Below are 14,518 nucleotides of genomic sequence, written 5' to 3'. Positions count from 1 at the left end.
CCGAGGGAGGCAGACGATGAGACGGCTACTGGTGGTTTCGATGGCGCTCGCCGTGACGGGCGCGGGTGCGGTGGTGGCTCCGGCGGCGTTCTCCGCGCCCGCCCCGGCCGCGGCCGCGGCGACGGTCAGCTGCCCGGTCGGGTGGGGCAGCCTGCCCGAGGACCGGACGGGCGACCCGCTGCAGCCGCTCACCGGGGTGCGCACAGGGCGGCACGACTGCTACGACCGGATCGTGCTGGACGTGCCCGGCAGCTCGGCGGCGCGGCCCGTCGGCTACCACGTGCGGTACGTGCCGGCGCTGGTGCAGGACGGGTCCGGGGCGACCGTGCCGGTCGCCGGCGGCGCGATCCTGGAGATCGTGGCCGAGGCGCCCGCGTACGACCCGGCGACCGGCGCGGTGACGTACCCGGCGCGGGCCGGGCAGCCGCTGCCGGGGGTCGACCTGACGGGGTACCGGACGCTGCGCGACGCCAAGTTCGGCGGCAGCTTCGAGGGCCGGACACAGCTCGGGATCGGCGTCCGGGCGCGGCTGCCGTTCCGGGTGTTCCCGCTGGACGGGCGGCTGGTGGTCGACGTGGCGCACAGCTGGACGGCGACCGTCCCCGCGACCGCTGCCGCGGGCTGAGCGGGCTGAGCGGGCTGCGGGGGCTGCGCGGGCCGACCCTGCGCGGGCTGAACCGGCTGGGCGGGCGGGCCGAGTGGCCGACGCCGGGCGGTCGGACGGGTCTGACGGGCTGGGCGGTCGGACGGGTCTGACAGGTCGGGCAGGGTCGGGCCTGTCGGGCCGGGGCCTCGGCGGGGCCGGGGTCTCAGCCCGGCAGGCCGATCGGGTTCTGAGCGGGGAGGGCCGCGCGGCAGGCGGTCGCGATCGGGCCGAGCGCGGCGGCCAGCTCGTCGAGTTCGGCGCGGTGGAAGCCGGACCAGACCCGGGCGGCGGCGAGGTCGGTGGCGGCCTCCAGTGCGCCGTGGCGGGCCCGGCCCGCCGGGCTCGCGGATCCGTCCGCTCCCAGCCAGCCGCGCTCGGCGAGGCGGCCGGCGGCGGCGTCCCACTCCGCGTCGGTCCAGCCGCGGTGCGGCTGCAGGGTGTCGCGACGGGTGTCGAGCGCGCAGCGCAGGACCAGCGCCTCGCACCCGTCCAGCCCCTCGGCGACCAGGGCCGCCACGTGGCCGTCGCCGCGGTGCTCGCGCAGGACCGTGGTGGCCTGCCAGAGCCGGGCCAGTGGCCGCTCGGGGCGGGGGAGGGCGGCGTTGGCCGCGGCCAGCACCCGGCCCGAGCAGTCGAGCCCGGCGACGGCCCGCTCCAGCAGGCCGACGGCGCGGTCGACCGGGCCGGGCCCGACCGGTTCGAGCAGCCGGGCGAGGGCCGCGGTGGCGCCGTCGACCCGGGCGGCGAGCGCGCGTTCCGGGGTGGCGCGGGTCCAGATGTCGGGCAGGGCGCGCTCGACCATCCGCGGGGCGAAGTTGAAGAAGGCGGCGACCACCGGCGCGGCGTCCACCGGCCCGAGCGGGGCGGCCCGGCCGCCGAAGTAGCCGCGCCAGTAGCCGCGCAGGCCCGCCTCCTCGTACGCGGCCCGGCCCTCGGGCGCGAAGTAGGTGACGGCGTGCACGGGTTCGAACAGCCACCACAGCGAGCGGGCGGGGTGGGCCGGTTCGGCCATCGGCGTCCTTCCGGGGATGATGGACCGGGGCAGCCGCTCCAGCCGCCGCACCGAGTCGTGAAGGTACCCGCACATGGCGCAGATCAACCCCAGCATCCTGTCCGCCGACTTCGCCCGCCTCGCGCAGGAGGCGGAGCGGGTGCACGGCGCGGACTGGCTCCACGTGGACGTCATGGACAACCACTTCGTCCCCAACCTGACGCTGGGCGTGCCGATCGTCGAGTCGCTGGCGCGGGCCACCGACATCCCGCTCGACTGCCACCTGATGATCGAGCAGCCGGACCGCTGGGCGCCGCAGTACGTGGAGGCCGGCGCCGGCTCGGTGACCTTCCACGTCGAGGCGGCGGCCGCCCCGGTCCGCCTGGCCCGGGAGATCCGCGCCAAGGGCGCGCGGGCGTCGATGGCGCTCCGGCCGGCCACCCCGATCGAGCCGTACGAGGACCTGCTCCCCGAGCTCGACATGGTGCTGATCATGACCGTGGAGCCGGGCTTCGGCGGGCAGGCCTTCCTGGACATCATGCTGCCCAAGATCCGCCGCACCCGGGAGCTGATCTCCAAGCACGGCCTGGAACTGTGGCTGCAGGTCGACGGCGGCGTCGCGCCCGCGACCATCGAGCGCTGCGCCGAAGCCGGGGCGGACGTCTTCGTGGCCGGCTCGGCGGTGTACGGCGCGGCCGACCCGGCCGAGGCGGTACGGGCGCTGCGCGCGCAGGCCGACGCGGCGACCGCGGCGGCCCCCTGGGCCTGCGCGCACTGAGACCGCAACCGGCCGGACGGCAACTGCGTCTGACGGACCGTGACACGCAATGATCACGCAGAGGCGGACCGGACGGCCGACCGGGAGGCCTGCGCCGTGGGCGACAGTCGGGGCGCGGCCGGTGTCGGGGACGCGGGCGTTGCCCGGGAGGGGGCCGGGGTGCGGGGCGCGGGCGCCGATCGGGGTACGGCCGGTGGCCGGGGCATGGCCGGGACGGCCGGGCGGGCGCGCCGGGCGGGGCGCGCGAGGTCGGCGCCGGATGCCGTCGTGGGGCCGGAGCGCGAGGCGGTGGAGCCGGTGCGGGTCGGTCGGCGGCGGCTGTTGGGCGCGCTGGCGGTCGCCGGGATCGGCGCCGTCGCGGTCGGCGGGGCCGCGGTCGAGGACGTGCTGCCCGGCGGGCCCAGGCTGCGGCGGCTGCTTGGGATGACCGGCCCGGACGGGGCGGTGCCGGCGGTCGACGCGGGTGCGGTGCGCACCGAGCGGGTCCGCTCCGCGGCGCGCGGCCGCGAGGTCGCGCTGGTGACGATCGACCCGGCCGGTCCGGTCCGCCCCGACCTGCCGGTCTGTCTGGCCCTGCACGGGCGCGGCGGGAGCGCGCAGGCGCTGCTCGACCTGGGCCTGCCGCAGTTCCTCGCCGCGGTCGGCGCGCCGATGCGGATCGTCGCCGTCGACGGCGGCGACGCCTCCTACTGGCACGCGCGCACCCCGGGCGACGACCCGATGGCGATGCTGACCGGTGAGCTCCCCGGCTGGCTGCGGCAGCGCGGCCTGCCCGCGCCGACCCGGGCGCTCGGCATCTCGATGGGCGGCTCGGGCGCGCTGCGGTACGCCCGGGCGCGCGGCGGGCTGGACGCGGTCGCGCTGCTCAGCCCGGCGCTCTTCCGCAGCTGGGACGACGCACGCACGGTGGACGGCTTCCGGGACGAGGCCGACTGGCGCGAGCACGAGCCGCTGCTGCACCCGGACGCCACACCCGTCCGCCGCCTCGGCGTGTGGTGCGGCACCGAGGACCCGTTCTGCCCGGCGGCCCGCACGCTCGCCGGCCGCGCCGCCGAGGCCCGCTTCCCGCGCGGCGCCCACACCGACGGCTTCTGGCGCCGCGTCCTGCCCGAGGCGATCGGATTCCTCGGCACCGCCTGACCCGCCCGGCGGTCGCCCGCTGCGCGGTTCGTGGCTGCCCGGCGGTTCCCGGCCGGTGACGGCGATGGTGGCGCGTACGGTGGCGGGCATGAGCAACCTGGACACCAAGCCCGCGGAGGACGTGTGCGGCCGGGAGGCGTCGGACGGTCCGGTCAGGGAGCTGCTGACCGGCCGGACGGTCGCGCTCGGCGGGTCGACGCAGGTCCGCAGGCTGCTGCCGAACCTCGGGCGGCGGATGGTCGGCGCGTGGTGCTTCGTCGACCACTACGGCCCGGACGACATCGCCGACGAGCCGGGCATGCAGGTCCCGCCGCACCCGCACATGGGCCTGCAGACGGTCAGCTGGCTGCACGAGGGGTCGGTGCTGCACCGCGACAGCCTGGGCAGCCTGCAGACGGTGCGCCCGCGCGAGCTGGGCCTGATGACGTCCGGTCGGGCGATCGCGCACTCCGAGGAGTCCCCGCGCGATCACGCGCCCCTGTTGCACGGCGCCCAGCTCTGGGTCGCGCTGCCGGACGCGCACCGGCACACCGCGCCCGCCTTCGAGCACCACCCGGACCTGCCGGAGGTCACCGCGGACGGCCTCACCGCCCGGCTGATCCTCGGCACCCTGGACGGCGCCGCCTCGCCGGGCACCACCTTCACCCCGCTGGTCGGCGCCGACCTGACGCTGCGCGAGGGCGCCTCGCACCGGCTGCCGCTGGAGCCCGGTTTCGAGTACGCGGTGCTGTCGATGGCCGGCAGCGTGGAGGTCGACGGGGTGCGGGTCGAGCCCGGCTCGATGCTCTACCTCGGGTGCGGGCGGCGGGAGTTGCCGCTGCTGGCGCACACCGACGGTTCGGTGCTGCTGCTCGGCGGGGAGCCGTTCGAGGAGCGGCTGGTGATGTGGTGGAACTTCATCGGCCGCAGCCACGACGAGATCGCCCAGGCCCGCGAGGAGTGGAACGCGGGCATGACGTTCGGCGAGGTCCGCGGCTACGACGGCGCCCGGCTGCGCGCGCCCGAGCTGCCGCCGGGCCCGCTGAAGTCCCGGGGCCGGGTGCGCTGAGGCCCGGCGGTGCCGGTCAGCGCAGGTCGGGTGCGGTGAGGACGGCCCAGAGCACGACCACGTCGATCGCGATGATCAGGAGCGACCAGACGGGGTAGCTCGGCAGGAAGACGAACTGGACGAAGAGGTTGGCGCACAGCACCGCCGTCGGGAACCAGCGGCTGGGCAGGTCGCCGGTGAGCAGCCGGATGCCGGCCAGTCCCTGGGCGATCGCCAGGGCGAGCACCGTCCAGCCCAGGCTGTGCAGGTCGCCGAAGACGTAGCGGTCGGTACCGGTGAGGACCTTGGAGTCGGTCAGCGCCGCCATCGCGTCGAGGCCGTTGAACAGGGCCAGCAGGACCAGTGCGACGCCCGCGAAGGGCAGCAGGTTCCGGCGCGGCGCCGCCGGGGGCGGGGGTGCGGCCATGGACGGGCTCCCTTCCGGAAAGGACCGTGCTCCCCGCCAGGCTACGGACCGGCGGGCGGGCGGCGGATCACCTGTCGCGGGTGATGCCGGGGCCCCGGCGGGGCCGGACGCTGGAGGTCCGCCGAGGCGAAGGGAGCCGGCCCCATGCGCTACGAGATCCGCGTGTCCGGCGTCCTCCGGGAGGAGACCCGCAGGGAGGGCTTCCCCGAGTTGGAGAGCGTGACCGTTCCCGGCCAGACGATGCTGTTCGGCGACGTGGTCGACGAGGCGCACCTGTACGGGCTGCTGAGGCGCTTCCAGGTGCTCGGGCTGACGGTGACCGAGCTGCGCAGACTGCCGGAGTGAGCGGGCTCAGCCGCCGTCGAGCAGGCTCAGTCGCCGTCGAGCAGGCTCAGCCGCCGTCGAGCAGGCGCAGCCGGGCCGCGCGGCGCACCGCCTCGCGGCGGCTGCCGGTCAGCAGCTTCCGGTTGATGCTCTTCAGGTGCGTCTTGACGGTGTTCGGCGAGAGGAACAGCTCCTCGGCGATCTCCTGGGTGGAGAGCATCCGGGCGGCGCAGGCCAGCACCTCCCGCTCGCGCCCGGTCAGCGGCTCGGCCGGCGGCGCCTCGTCCTCGGGTGCTTCCCCGACGTCGGCCGGGACCGTGGCCGCGGACGGGGCGGGAGCCGGGGCGGGCGCGGCGGGCCGCAGGTCGTCCGGCAGCCACGGGTGGGCGCGGGCGAGTTCGGGCCGCCGGTGCAGTTGGCGGCGCACCCAGCCGGCCGACTCGCGGAACGGCCGGCGCAGCAGCTCCGGTTCGGCGGTGGCCAGCGCCTGGGCGAGCAGCCGGAGGTCCTCCGGGCTGTCCGCCGCGGTGGCGGCCTGGGCGAGCAGCAGCAGCGCCCGGGTCCGGGTCGCGGTGCCGACGGCGGGGGCGTCGCGCAGGGCGCGCAGCTGCCGCAGAGCGTCCTCCCAGTCGTGTCCGGCGGCCAGGCGGGCCCGCGCCGCGGTGAGGACGGACTCCGGGGCCCGGGTCGGCACGCCGTCCAGTGCCCGGACCGCCGCGTCGGGCCGGCCGGCCGCCAGGAGCGCGGCGCAGCCGGCGACGGCGAGGCGTTCGCGGCTCCACTCGGTCGGACGGTCCGCGAGTCCGGGCTCCCGGGCCGACTCCTCCAGGAGCCGCAGCGCCGCGTCGGGGCGGCCCTGGGCGAGGTGCAGCTCGGCGCGGATCACGGCGGCGCCGAGGGCGACCACCGGGTCGTGCCGCGGGTCGTGCCGAGGGTCGGGGTGTGCGGTCAGCCGGTCCAGCGCCGCGCGGGCGGCGGGGGGTTCGTCGTGTTCGAGCGCGGTGGCGGCCAGCACCAGGTTGCGGACGCCGGTCCGGTCCTCGGGCGGGAGGCTGGAGCGGTCGGCCGCCTCGTCGGCCTCGTGGACGCGCCGCTCGGCCCGGCCCGGCCGGCCGCGCAGGCAGTCGATGAGGGCCAGCCGGCACAGCGCGTCGTGGCGCAGCCGGGCGGTGGCGGGCGAGGGCGGCGCCTGCGCGGCGGCGCCGAGGGCACGGGCGGCCTCGTCGAGGCGGCCGTGCCACAACAGGGCGGAGCCCAGGTCGGCGTCGACCTGGGTGAGCAGCTCGGGGTGCTGCTCCAGCAGCTCGGCCGGTGCGGCGCGGGCGAGTTCGTGGGCCCGTTGGGCGGACCGGTCGGCGAGCGCGGCCGATCCCAGCGCGCGGGCGGCCCCGGTGCGGACGAACGCGGCCGCCAGCTGGTGGGTCGTCCGCTCGGGCGGCAGCTCCGGTTCGGCCCGGTCCAGGATCCGCAGCGCCGCCGCGGCGTCGTCGCGGGCCAGGTGGACGGCCGCGCGGACGAGTTCCGCGGCCGGGGTGCGGACGGCCGGCGGCATCCGGGAGAACAGTTCGCCCAGACGGGTGGCGTCCCGCCCGGCGAACAGTTCGCCGAGCGCCAGCCGGTCGACCAGGATCCGGGCGGCCAGGGCCCAGTCGCCGCCCTCGGCGGCGTGGTCCAGCGCGGCCCGGTACTGCCCGTGCCCGGCGAGCCAGTGGGCGGCCCGGACGTGCAGCCGCTCGGCCCGCTCCGGGTCGGCGGCGTGCAGATGCAGCCGGAGGATGGCGGCGAACATGGGGTGCAGCCGGTACCAGCCGTCGCCCAGGGCCTCGGTGAAGGCGTTGTCCTGGTCCAGCCGGCCGAGGATCCGCAGGCCGTCGCGGCGGCCGGTGAGCGCGTCGGCGAGGTCGGGGTGGACCCGGGCGAGGATGCTGCAGCACAGCAGCAGGTCCTGGGTGGGTGCGGGTCGGGTGCGCAGGACCTCGGCGAGCAGGAAGTCCGACAGCGCGGTGTGCTCGGCGTCGACCCGCTTGAGGTAGGTGTCGGGGTCGTCGGCCGCCTGAGCGGCGAGCGCGAGCAGCCGCACTCCGGCCGTCCAGCCGGAGACGGCGCGGTGCACCGCCCCGGCGGTGGCGTCGCCGAGCCGCAGGCCGTGGCGGCCGAGCACGGCGGCGGTCTCGTCGGGGGTGAGCGCAAGGTCGGCGGCGCGCACCTCGGCGAGTTCGCCGGCCGCCCGGTAGCGGTGCAGGGGCAGCAGCGGGTCGCTGCGTCCGACCAGCACCAGCCGCAGGTGCCCGGCGGTGTGCCGGACCAGGTCGTGGAGCTGCTCGGTCAGCCGGGGGTCGTCGATGTTCTCGAACTCGTCCAGGACCAGGACCAACGGGTCGGGCCGCCCGTTGATCCAGGCGGCCAGCCGGATCAGCAGGGACGGTTCGACGTGGTCGGCCTCGGCCGGGACGGCCAGGTCCTCCGGCAGCCCGGGGACGCCGGCCTGCAGGGCCTCGCGGACGTACGCCCAGAAGTTGCCGGGCCGGTTGTCGCTCGGCTCGACGGTCAGCCACCCCGCCGCGCCGGGCGCGCGTCCGGCCGCCAGCCAGTCGGCCACCAGCAGGGTCTTGCCCGCGCCGGCCGGCCCGGTGACCAGGGTGACCGGCCGCCGCACCGCCGCGTCGAGCCGGTGGACCAGGCGCTCGCGGCGCAGGAAGGCCTCCGGCGGGTGAGGTGGCCGCAGGCGGGTGGCCAGCATCGGATCGCCGTTGGGCATCAGAGACATCGGCTACCGCCTGGTTCCGCCCGGGGACCTGATCGTTTCCGACCGTAGCCCGGCCCCGCCGCCGTCGCCCGTCCGGGTGCCGCACGCCGCCTCACCCGGAACAGGTGAGGCCGAACCGGCCGGAAGGGGCGAGGATCGCCGGGAGGGGGCCGACCGGTCGGCCCCGGCGCGGTGACCGGGAGGAGAAGCCGTGACCACGTCCCACAGCCGTACCCCCGCCCCGCCCGAACCGGCCCGGAACCGGTCCGGCAAGCGGACCGACTACTCCGGCGCGGTGTACGGATCCATGCTGGCCGCCTCGGTGATCGCGGCCTCCAACGTCAGCGAACCGCACGCGCGGCTGTCGCTGATCGTGCTGCTGATGATCACCGGCCTGGTCTTCTGGGCCGCCCACGTCTACGCGAACGTCGCCGGCTCGCGCGAGATCGGCCGCCCGATCACCTTCGCGAAGGTGCACCGGGTCGGGGTCCGCGAGTGGTCGCTGGTCGAGGCGGCGGTGCTGCCGGCCGTGGCGGTGCTGATCAGCCCCTGGCTCGGTATGGACGAGACCGCCTGGCTGGCGCTCGGCGTCGCCATCACGCAGCAGGTGGGCTGGGCGACCCTGGGCGCCCGCCGGGCCGGCGCGACCTGGGGGCAGACCACCGCCGAGGGCGCGGTCAACCTGGTCCTCGGCCTGATCATCGTGGCGGCCAAGGTGGCCGTCGGACACTGACCGCCGCCCGACCCGGAGGACACCATGGCCCGCTCAGGACAGGTCACCTTCGCCGGAGTGCTGCTCGCGCTGCTCGGCGCGCTCAACGCCCTGGACGGCACCGCGGCGATCGCCCGGTCGCACGTCTTCGTCGCCGACGCCCACTTCGTGATCGGCGACCTGCGGGCCTGGGGCTGGGTGCTGCTGGCCCTGGCCTTCGTCCAACTGGCCGCCGCCTGGGGCGTGCTGAGCGAGCGCGCGGAGTGGGCCCGCTGGACCGGTGTCGGCGCGCTCGGCCTCAACGCCTTCGCACAGCTGGCCTTCACACCCGCGTACCCGCTCTGGGCGGTGATCGTCATCGCGATGGACGTGGTCGCCATCTACGCCCTGACCGCGCTGTGGCCCGCGGCACCGCAGGAGGCGGTCGGCGGGTGAGCGGACCGGGGTGACCGGGGTGACCGGGGTGACCGGGGTGACCGGGGGTCGGCCGACCGGGTGAACCGGGCGGCCGAGGGTGCTGCGCAACCATCGCATGATCGACTCGTTGGATCATCGGCGGAGCTCATCACCTGCAGTGCGGAAGGCCCAGATGGAGCCACACCTCCCCGAAGAACCGTTCCGGCCGACCGAAGCGGCCCTGGTGCACGACTACCGGCGCCTGGTGGCCCTGGCCTACCTGACCCTCCCGGCCGAGCGCGGACGGCACTCCCGGGTGCTGACCGCCCACGCGGCGGTCCGCCGCACGCTGCCGCTGCTCCGCCTGCTGCCGCCGCGCCGGCGCCGCCCGGCGGACGGGACCGAACTGCGCGGCCGCGTCCTGCGGACCGCGCTGGCCGGCCGTCGCCGGCTGCTGCCCCGGGCCCTCGGCCTGCGGCTCTTCCCGCCCGCCGCCGACGGCCAGGAGACCGCGTACGACCAGGCCCTGCGCACCCTGGACGGCCCGGGCCGGGCCGCCTGGGCGCTGCGCGCGCTGTGGGGGTGCCCGACCGGCGAGACCGTCGAGGTGCTGCGCGCCGCCGGGGTGGCCCGGGCGGAGGCCGCGGCCGGCGCGGCGGCGGCGGTGCCCGGGCCGCCGCCCGGCGGCTGGGGCGGCCCCGGGCTCCCGGCCGCCTTCGACGCCTGCCGGGTGCAGGTGCGCCGGACCGACCCGCCGACCGGCCGCCGGGCCCTCGGCGCCGCGCTGGCCGCCGTCCTGCTGGCCGGGACCGCCGCGCTGGCGCCCCGGCTGGCGGGAGCGGACGGGCCGGCCCGGGCGGACGGCGGATCCGCCGACGGCCGCCCGACCGGCCCGGTGACCGGCCCGTCCGGCGGCCTCGCCGCGCTCGACACCGTGCCGCCGGACGCCTGGCGGCACACCGCCCGGATCGACTTCTCCGCCTGGCCCGCGCGCGGCGACCGCCGCACCGACCGGGCCCTGCTCGACCGCGCCCTGGCCGCCTGGCGCGCCGCAGGCCCGGCAGCGTCCGCCGCCGAACCCGGCACCCCCGCCGGCCCGCCCGGCGAGAGTGCGCGGGTGCTGTACGCCGGCGACGTGGACGGCGCGGCCGTCGTGCTGCTGTACGACGCCACCCGGATCGCCCGCTGGACCGACGGCGAGGGCCTGCGGCTTGCCCGCGCCGACAGCTCGGACGTCACCACCGCCGCGGCGGTGGCCCTGCGCCGCACCGGCGGCACGGTCCGCTACCTGCTGGCCCCGTGGATCGCCGAGGCGCAGTCGCGCCCGCTGGACCTCCCGGACGAGCCGGCCCGCGCCCTCGCCGCACCCGACGGCGTGACCGCCCCGCTCCCGGCCGGGGGCGCCCCGGGCTGCCCGGGCGGCACCGTCCTGCAGCTGCGCTCCTCGTCGCAGATCGCCGAGCAGCACGCCTTCGCGCTCGCGGACGTCGGCGGGCTGCTCCCCGCCCACCTGACGTACACCCCGCCGCCCGAGCAGGCCCCGGCCCGGGCGCCGCGCGAGGCGGTCGGGGCGGACGCGCTGCGGGCCTGGGCGGCGGCCGGCTGCGCGGTGCCCGACGCCTCGCCCGGCGTCCGGACGCTGAACCTGTGGGCGTTCGCCGTCCAGCAGCTGCCCGCCGACGCCGGCCGGGCCACCTGGATGTGCCTGCGCGCCGACCGCTGGACGGGCGACGGCTCGGCCGCCACGGCGGTGCTGCTGCCCGCCGAGGGCCGGGCCCGGCAGACCGGGGGCGCCCCGGGCCGGGCCTGCAGCCGCTTCGAGCAGGACACCGTGGGGTGGACCTGGTGGCGCTCCGCCGCCGGCGAGGACTACCTGCTCGCCGCCGGGAGCCGCCGGGTCACCCGGATCGACGTCCGGGGTCCCGGCTGGCAGGCCGACGGGCGGACGCTGGCCGTCCGCCGCACCGGCCCGGCCGTCCCCGTCCAGGTCGAGGCCCGGCTGGAGACCGGCTCCCGGATCGGCCCGCTCGCACCGCTCCGGTGACCGCCTGCCCGGCCGCCGCCGACCGCCGGTGCGCGGCCGGTCAGCGGCTGCCCGGGGTGCCGGTCGGGGCCGCCGGGGCCGGGCAGTTCACCGCGCCGGGCCGCACCGTGATGCGCAGGCCCGGGGTGCGGAGCAGGCCGGGCAGCTGCAGGTCGTGGACGGTCGCGGTGACCTGGTCGAACTTGGCGTAGCCGGCCTGGATGCCGAAGCGGTGCTCCGGGCTGCCCAGCGGATTGGGCACCGGTGTGGTGCCGTCCGGGGCGATCACCGTGTCCGGGCCGTTGATGTTGAGGTCCACCAGGCCGTCCATGTCGAGCTCGCCGGTGGCGCTGTGCAGGTCCAGCACGGTGTTCTCGGTGACGATCTCCCAGGTGCCGGTGTCGCTGTCGCCGAGCGTGATCAGCAGCGTGTAGGTGGCGCCCATGATCTGCTGCTGCTGGGCCAGGCACAGCCCGTTGATCACACCCTGGGCGAAGCCCATCCGCAGCGGGTGGACGGTCGTGGTGGTGCCGTCCGCCCGGACCGCGGTCTGGTCGACGACGGCCGCCGCGTACCGCGTGCCGTACAGGCTGCTGGTGGTCAACTGGACCGTCCCGGACTGGATCTGCAGCCCGCCCGCGAGCGCCCCGTCCGCCAGCGCGCCGCCGAGCGAACCCGCCGCCACCAGCGCCGGCAGCGCGACCAGCGCGCTGCGCCGCCAGTGGGTGCGCCCCGCCCCGCCGTTCACGGGCCGGTCACCGTGATCGTGCCGGGCAGGTGCACCGGGTTGTTGGTGTTGCTCAGGTCGGAGTGGTCGTCGATGGTCTGGATGCCGTACACGTCGGCGTCGAAGTTGGTGGCACCGGCGGTGAGTTGGATGAAGGAGCCGAAGAAGTTCAGCAGGCCCTGGATGCCGCAGATCGGGATCAGCAGCACCGGCACGCAGATCTGCTTGATGTCGCCCCACATGATGGTGGTCTCCGGCTGGCCCGCCTTGTCGATGCCGCCGAGCGAGCCGGTGTCGGGCACCGAGATGGTGATCGCGGTGCCGTCCGGCGCGGTGTGCCTGACCTGCATGTTCCGGCGGATCCGCAGCTGGGTGAAGGTGTACTGGGTGGTCACCCGGGTGGTGCCGTCGGACAGCCGGATCGTGACGTTGTTCTTCACCGTGAGGCCGACCGCGAGCATGCTGTCGATGGTCACGCGCATCGGTGTGGGCGTGGGCAGGAACGGCATCCCGAGTGGCTGCGGCTCGCCCGGCAGGGCGGCCGAGGCGGCGCGGGCGGCCTGGGCCGCGGCGGCGGTCGAGGCGGTCGGGGCCCGGGGTGGCGCGGCGGCGCCCGCCTGCTGGTCGGGGGCGAGGGCCGCCGCGACCAGGGCCGCGAAGGCGCCGGTGACGGCGGCCGCCCGCCGCGCCCGGGTCACTCCACGCCCCCGGCGACCGCCCGGGCGCGGGTCCGCCGCGGACCCCAGCCCGCGGTCATCGCCCCGCCGAGCACCCCGAGCAGCATCCCGAGCAGGAACCCGCCCAGGTTGGACACCACCAGCGACACCACCGCCAGCACGGTGCCGATCAGCCCGAAGGTGACCCGCTGGCGCGGCGCGGCGATCGGGATCAGCCCGCACAGCATCATCCCGCCGCCGACCAGGTACCCGGCCACCGCGTTGAAGCCGACCGCGGTGACCAGCTGGATCGCGCCGAGCGAGAACTTCAGCACCGTCCAGCCGCCGAGCACCAGCCACAGCCCGCCCCAGAACGGCCGGGTCCGGCGGAAGGCGGTGAACCACCGCCACCCGGCCCCGACGGCGGAGCGCGTCCGGGTCAGCACGTGGAGGCCGATCCCGCGACCACCCGGATGTTCAGGGCGGGCAGGGTGAGCGAACCGGCGATCTCCGCGGTGTACGCGTTGGCGTTCAGCCCCGCCAGGTTGACCGTCGACCCGGTCGGCCCCGACCCGGCCGAGCCCAGGCCGAACCCGCCGGCCTGCGCCCCGGTCAGCGGCTGCCCGGCGACCATCACCTGGTCCGCGGACATGCCGAGCACCGCGTTCTGCAGCGTGGTGTTGCCCGCGGCGGACAGCGTCGGCGCCTCGATGTACAGGTTGGAGGCGTTGATGTCGGTGGTCACCGTGGCCGGCGGCGTCGCGGTCACCGGCTGACCGGCCGTCAGCAGCAGCGAGTACGGCACGCCCGCGATCGACTGGTGGACGATGCCGCACAGCCCGGCCAGCCCGGCACTGGCGAACCCGACCCGGGCCATCGCCGTACCGGTCGAGGTCGAGCCGTTGGCCGCCTCGATGGTCGGGGTGTTGAGGATCGCGCCGAAGCCGGTGCCGGACACCCCGTTGGAGGTGAGGGTGAACGGCGTGTTGGTGACGTTGAAGCTCGCCGCCAGCGCCCCGTTCGCGAGCGCCGCGCCGAGCGCGCCCACGGTCAGCGTGGCCGGCAGCAGCACGGCGGTCGAGCGGGCCCAGCGGGTGCCGCGTGCGGTGCCGTCGGCGGCCTCCGCGCGCATCGCCCGGTTCCAGTCGCCCGCGGAGCGGCGCAGCCGGAGCGGGTACCGGCGCAGGTCCGGCAGACGGAACGTCATCTCACGCCTCCGCGGTCTCGGGTGCGGCCGCGGCGAGCGTCGCGGCGGGGCGGCGGCCGAGCCGGAGGCGCCCGGGACGGCGGGAGGGCTTCTCCGGCAGCCAGCCGACCGCCATCGAACCGCCCAGCACGGAGAGGAACATGCCGACGAAGAACCCGCCCAGGTTGGTCAGCGGGAACGACGCCACGCCGACGATCACCGCCACCACGCCCGCGGTGTGCCGCTGGCTCGGCAGCAGCAGCATCAGCGCGGCCAGCGCCATCAGGATCGCGCCGCCCGCCATGCCGGTGATCCCGCCGACGCCGACGTGCAGGATCCGGCCGACCGGCGCCAGCGGCAGGTAGAGGATCACGAAGCCGCCGAGCCCGGTCCACGCCGAGGCCCAGAACGGGCGGGTGCGGCGCCAGCGGCGCAGGGCGAGGCGCCCGCGGGTGAACGCACCGGGCGTGCCGGAGGTCGTCGGGGTGCCGGGGGTGCCGGGGGTCGCGGGGGTGCCGGAGCTCGCCGGGGTGGTGGGGCCGGTCGGGGTGTCGGGGGTGGGCGGGGTGGGTGCCATCGGGGTCCTCGCTGGGGCGTCGTGAGGGTCGGGGGTGGGGGGGGGGGGGGGGGGGGGGGGGGGGGCCCCCCCCCCCCGCGGCGGCCCCCCCCCCCGCGCGGGCCCGGCCCCCCACCCCCCCCCCCCCCCCCCCCCCCCCCCCCCCCCCCCCCCCCCCCCCCC

At 77.4% G+C, this 14,518-nt stretch carries 16 protein-coding genes; 8 read left to right on the top strand and 8 right to left on the bottom strand.

Features of this window, described 5'->3' with window-relative positions:
• Nucleotides 1–16 precede the first annotated feature (16 nt).
• Complete coding sequence (locus ACGFX4_RS24940) at nucleotides 17–625, top strand: hypothetical protein (protein WP_393078383.1); 609 nt, start codon at nucleotides 17–19, stop codon at nucleotides 623–625.
• Between the two features lie 184 nt (nucleotides 626–809).
• On the opposite strand, the gene ACGFX4_RS24935 is transcribed toward ACGFX4_RS24940, so the two are convergent.
• Nucleotides 810–1,733, bottom strand: a complete 924-nt coding sequence (locus ACGFX4_RS24935; RefSeq protein ID WP_393078380.1) for a hypothetical protein — start codon at nucleotides 1,731–1,733, stop codon at nucleotides 810–812.
• On the opposite strand from ACGFX4_RS24935, the gene rpe reads away from it, so the two are divergent.
• The 3 genes from rpe to ACGFX4_RS24920 all read left to right on the top strand — a co-directional run bounded on the left by rpe (nucleotide 1,732) and on the right by ACGFX4_RS24920 (nucleotide 4,603).
• Nucleotides 1,732–2,415, top strand: coding sequence for a ribulose-phosphate 3-epimerase (gene rpe / locus ACGFX4_RS24930; protein WP_345700337.1), 684 nt, complete (start codon nucleotides 1,732–1,734; stop codon nucleotides 2,413–2,415). The two genes, ACGFX4_RS24935 and rpe, sit on opposite strands and share 2 nt — an antisense overlap.
• A 267-nt stretch (nucleotides 2,416–2,682) precedes the next feature.
• Nucleotides 2,683–3,555 carry an alpha/beta hydrolase gene (locus ACGFX4_RS24925; protein ID WP_393078377.1) on the top strand — a complete coding sequence of 291 codons (873 nt, stop codon included), beginning with the start codon at nucleotides 2,683–2,685 and terminating at the stop codon, nucleotides 3,553–3,555.
• 88 nt (nucleotides 3,556–3,643) lie between these two features.
• Complete coding sequence (locus ACGFX4_RS24920) at nucleotides 3,644–4,603, top strand: pirin family protein (protein WP_393078375.1); 960 nt, start codon at nucleotides 3,644–3,646, stop codon at nucleotides 4,601–4,603.
• Nucleotides 4,604–4,619: 16 nt separating this feature from the next.
• Here ACGFX4_RS24920 and ACGFX4_RS24915 read toward each other — a convergent pair whose 3' ends face one another.
• Nucleotides 4,620–5,009, bottom strand: coding sequence for a hypothetical protein (locus tag ACGFX4_RS24915; protein WP_393078372.1), 390 nt, complete (start codon nucleotides 5,007–5,009; stop codon nucleotides 4,620–4,622).
• Nucleotides 5,010–5,153: 144 nt separating this feature from the next.
• On the opposite strand from ACGFX4_RS24915, the gene ACGFX4_RS24910 reads away from it, so the two are divergent.
• Complete coding sequence (locus ACGFX4_RS24910; RefSeq protein WP_345700341.1) at nucleotides 5,154–5,354, top strand: hypothetical protein; 201 nt, start codon at nucleotides 5,154–5,156, stop codon at nucleotides 5,352–5,354.
• Between the two features lie 46 nt (nucleotides 5,355–5,400).
• Here the strand turns inward: ACGFX4_RS24910 and ACGFX4_RS24905 are convergent, their stop codons facing one another.
• Entirely contained in the window at nucleotides 5,401–8,100 is a 2,700-nt protein-coding gene (locus ACGFX4_RS24905) for a LuxR C-terminal-related transcriptional regulator (protein WP_393078369.1), read from the bottom strand.
• Between the two features lie 190 nt (nucleotides 8,101–8,290).
• Here ACGFX4_RS24905 and ACGFX4_RS24900 point away from each other — a divergent pair, with 190 nt between their 5' ends.
• From ACGFX4_RS24900 to ACGFX4_RS24890, 3 genes are all read left to right on the top strand, one after another.
• Nucleotides 8,291–8,812, top strand: a complete 522-nt coding sequence (locus ACGFX4_RS24900) for a hypothetical protein (protein ID WP_393078366.1) — start codon at nucleotides 8,291–8,293, stop codon at nucleotides 8,810–8,812.
• Nucleotides 8,813–8,836: 24 nt separating this feature from the next.
• Nucleotides 8,837–9,226 (top strand): hypothetical protein, encoded by a 390-nt coding sequence (locus ACGFX4_RS24895; protein WP_393078364.1) that lies wholly within the window; start codon nucleotides 8,837–8,839, stop codon nucleotides 9,224–9,226.
• A gap of 154 nt (nucleotides 9,227–9,380) precedes the next feature.
• On the top strand, nucleotides 9,381–11,231 hold the full coding sequence (locus ACGFX4_RS24890; RefSeq protein ID WP_393078361.1) for a hypothetical protein: 1,851 nt from the start codon (nucleotides 9,381–9,383) through the stop codon (nucleotides 11,229–11,231).
• A 40-nt stretch (nucleotides 11,232–11,271) separates the two neighbouring features.
• Here ACGFX4_RS24890 and ACGFX4_RS24885 read toward each other — a convergent pair whose 3' ends face one another.
• The 5 genes from ACGFX4_RS24885 to ACGFX4_RS24865 are packed head-to-tail and all read right to left on the bottom strand — an operon-like array spanning nucleotide 11,272 to nucleotide 14,356.
• Nucleotides 11,272–11,958: a DUF6230 family protein gene (locus ACGFX4_RS24885; protein ID WP_393078359.1), complete on the bottom strand. Its 687-nt coding sequence runs from the start codon at nucleotides 11,956–11,958 to the stop codon at nucleotides 11,272–11,274.
• A complete protein-coding gene (locus ACGFX4_RS24880) occupies nucleotides 11,955–12,635 on the bottom strand; it encodes a hypothetical protein (RefSeq protein WP_393078357.1) in 681 nt (226 codons plus the stop codon). The genes ACGFX4_RS24885 and ACGFX4_RS24880 overlap by 4 nt, the downstream gene beginning before the upstream one ends.
• Nucleotides 12,632–13,039, bottom strand: coding sequence for a DUF6114 domain-containing protein (locus tag ACGFX4_RS24875; protein WP_393078354.1), 408 nt, complete (start codon nucleotides 13,037–13,039; stop codon nucleotides 12,632–12,634). The genes ACGFX4_RS24880 and ACGFX4_RS24875 overlap by 4 nt, the downstream gene beginning before the upstream one ends.
• The gene (locus ACGFX4_RS24870; RefSeq protein ID WP_393078352.1) at nucleotides 13,033–13,800 is read right to left on the bottom strand and encodes a DUF6230 family protein; all 768 of its coding nucleotides are present in this window, start codon (nucleotides 13,798–13,800) and stop codon (nucleotides 13,033–13,035) included. The genes ACGFX4_RS24875 and ACGFX4_RS24870 overlap by 7 nt, the downstream gene beginning before the upstream one ends.
• A 1-nt stretch (nucleotide 13,801) precedes the next feature.
• Nucleotides 13,802–14,356, bottom strand: a complete 555-nt coding sequence (locus ACGFX4_RS24865) for a DUF6114 domain-containing protein (protein ID WP_393078349.1) — start codon at nucleotides 14,354–14,356, stop codon at nucleotides 13,802–13,804.
• Between the last annotated feature and the right edge of the window lie 162 nt (nucleotides 14,357–14,518).

This window comes from Kitasatospora sp. NPDC048365 (genome assembly GCF_043200835.1).
Classification (GTDB): Bacteria; Actinomycetota; Actinomycetes; order Streptomycetales; family Streptomycetaceae; genus Kitasatospora; species Kitasatospora terrestris.
The sequence above is the reverse complement of the archived record's forward strand: the minus strand, read 5'-3'. Positions and strand labels throughout refer to the sequence as shown.

Bases quoted from the DNA above. Each gene is read 5' to 3' on its own strand.
- ACGFX4_RS24905 (WP_393078369.1), bottom strand. From the start codon at position 8,100: ATGTCTCTGATGCCCAACGGCGATCCGATGCTGGCCACCCGCCTGCGG.
- ACGFX4_RS24910 (WP_345700341.1), top strand. From the start codon at position 5,154: ATGCGCTACGAGATCCGCGTGTCCGGCGTCCTCCGGGAGGAGACCCGC.
- ACGFX4_RS24890 (WP_393078361.1), top strand. From the start codon at position 9,381: ATGGAGCCACACCTCCCCGAAGAACCGTTCCGGCCGACCGAAGCGGCC.
- ACGFX4_RS24935 (WP_393078380.1), bottom strand. From the start codon at position 1,733: ATGTGCGGGTACCTTCACGACTCGGTGCGGCGGCTGGAGCGGCTGCCC.
- ACGFX4_RS24895 (WP_393078364.1), top strand. From the start codon at position 8,837: ATGGCCCGCTCAGGACAGGTCACCTTCGCCGGAGTGCTGCTCGCGCTG.
- ACGFX4_RS24870 (WP_393078352.1), bottom strand. From the start codon at position 13,800: ATGACGTTCCGTCTGCCGGACCTGCGCCGGTACCCGCTCCGGCTGCGC.
- rpe (WP_345700337.1), top strand. From the start codon at position 1,732: ATGGCGCAGATCAACCCCAGCATCCTGTCCGCCGACTTCGCCCGCCTC.
- ACGFX4_RS24920 (WP_393078375.1), top strand. From the start codon at position 3,644: ATGAGCAACCTGGACACCAAGCCCGCGGAGGACGTGTGCGGCCGGGAG.
- ACGFX4_RS24940 (WP_393078383.1), top strand. From the start codon at position 17: ATGAGACGGCTACTGGTGGTTTCGATGGCGCTCGCCGTGACGGGCGCG.
- ACGFX4_RS24915 (WP_393078372.1), bottom strand. From the start codon at position 5,009: ATGGCCGCACCCCCGCCCCCGGCGGCGCCGCGCCGGAACCTGCTGCCC.
- ACGFX4_RS24865 (WP_393078349.1), bottom strand. From the start codon at position 14,356: ATGGCACCCACCCCGCCCACCCCCGACACCCCGACCGGCCCCACCACC.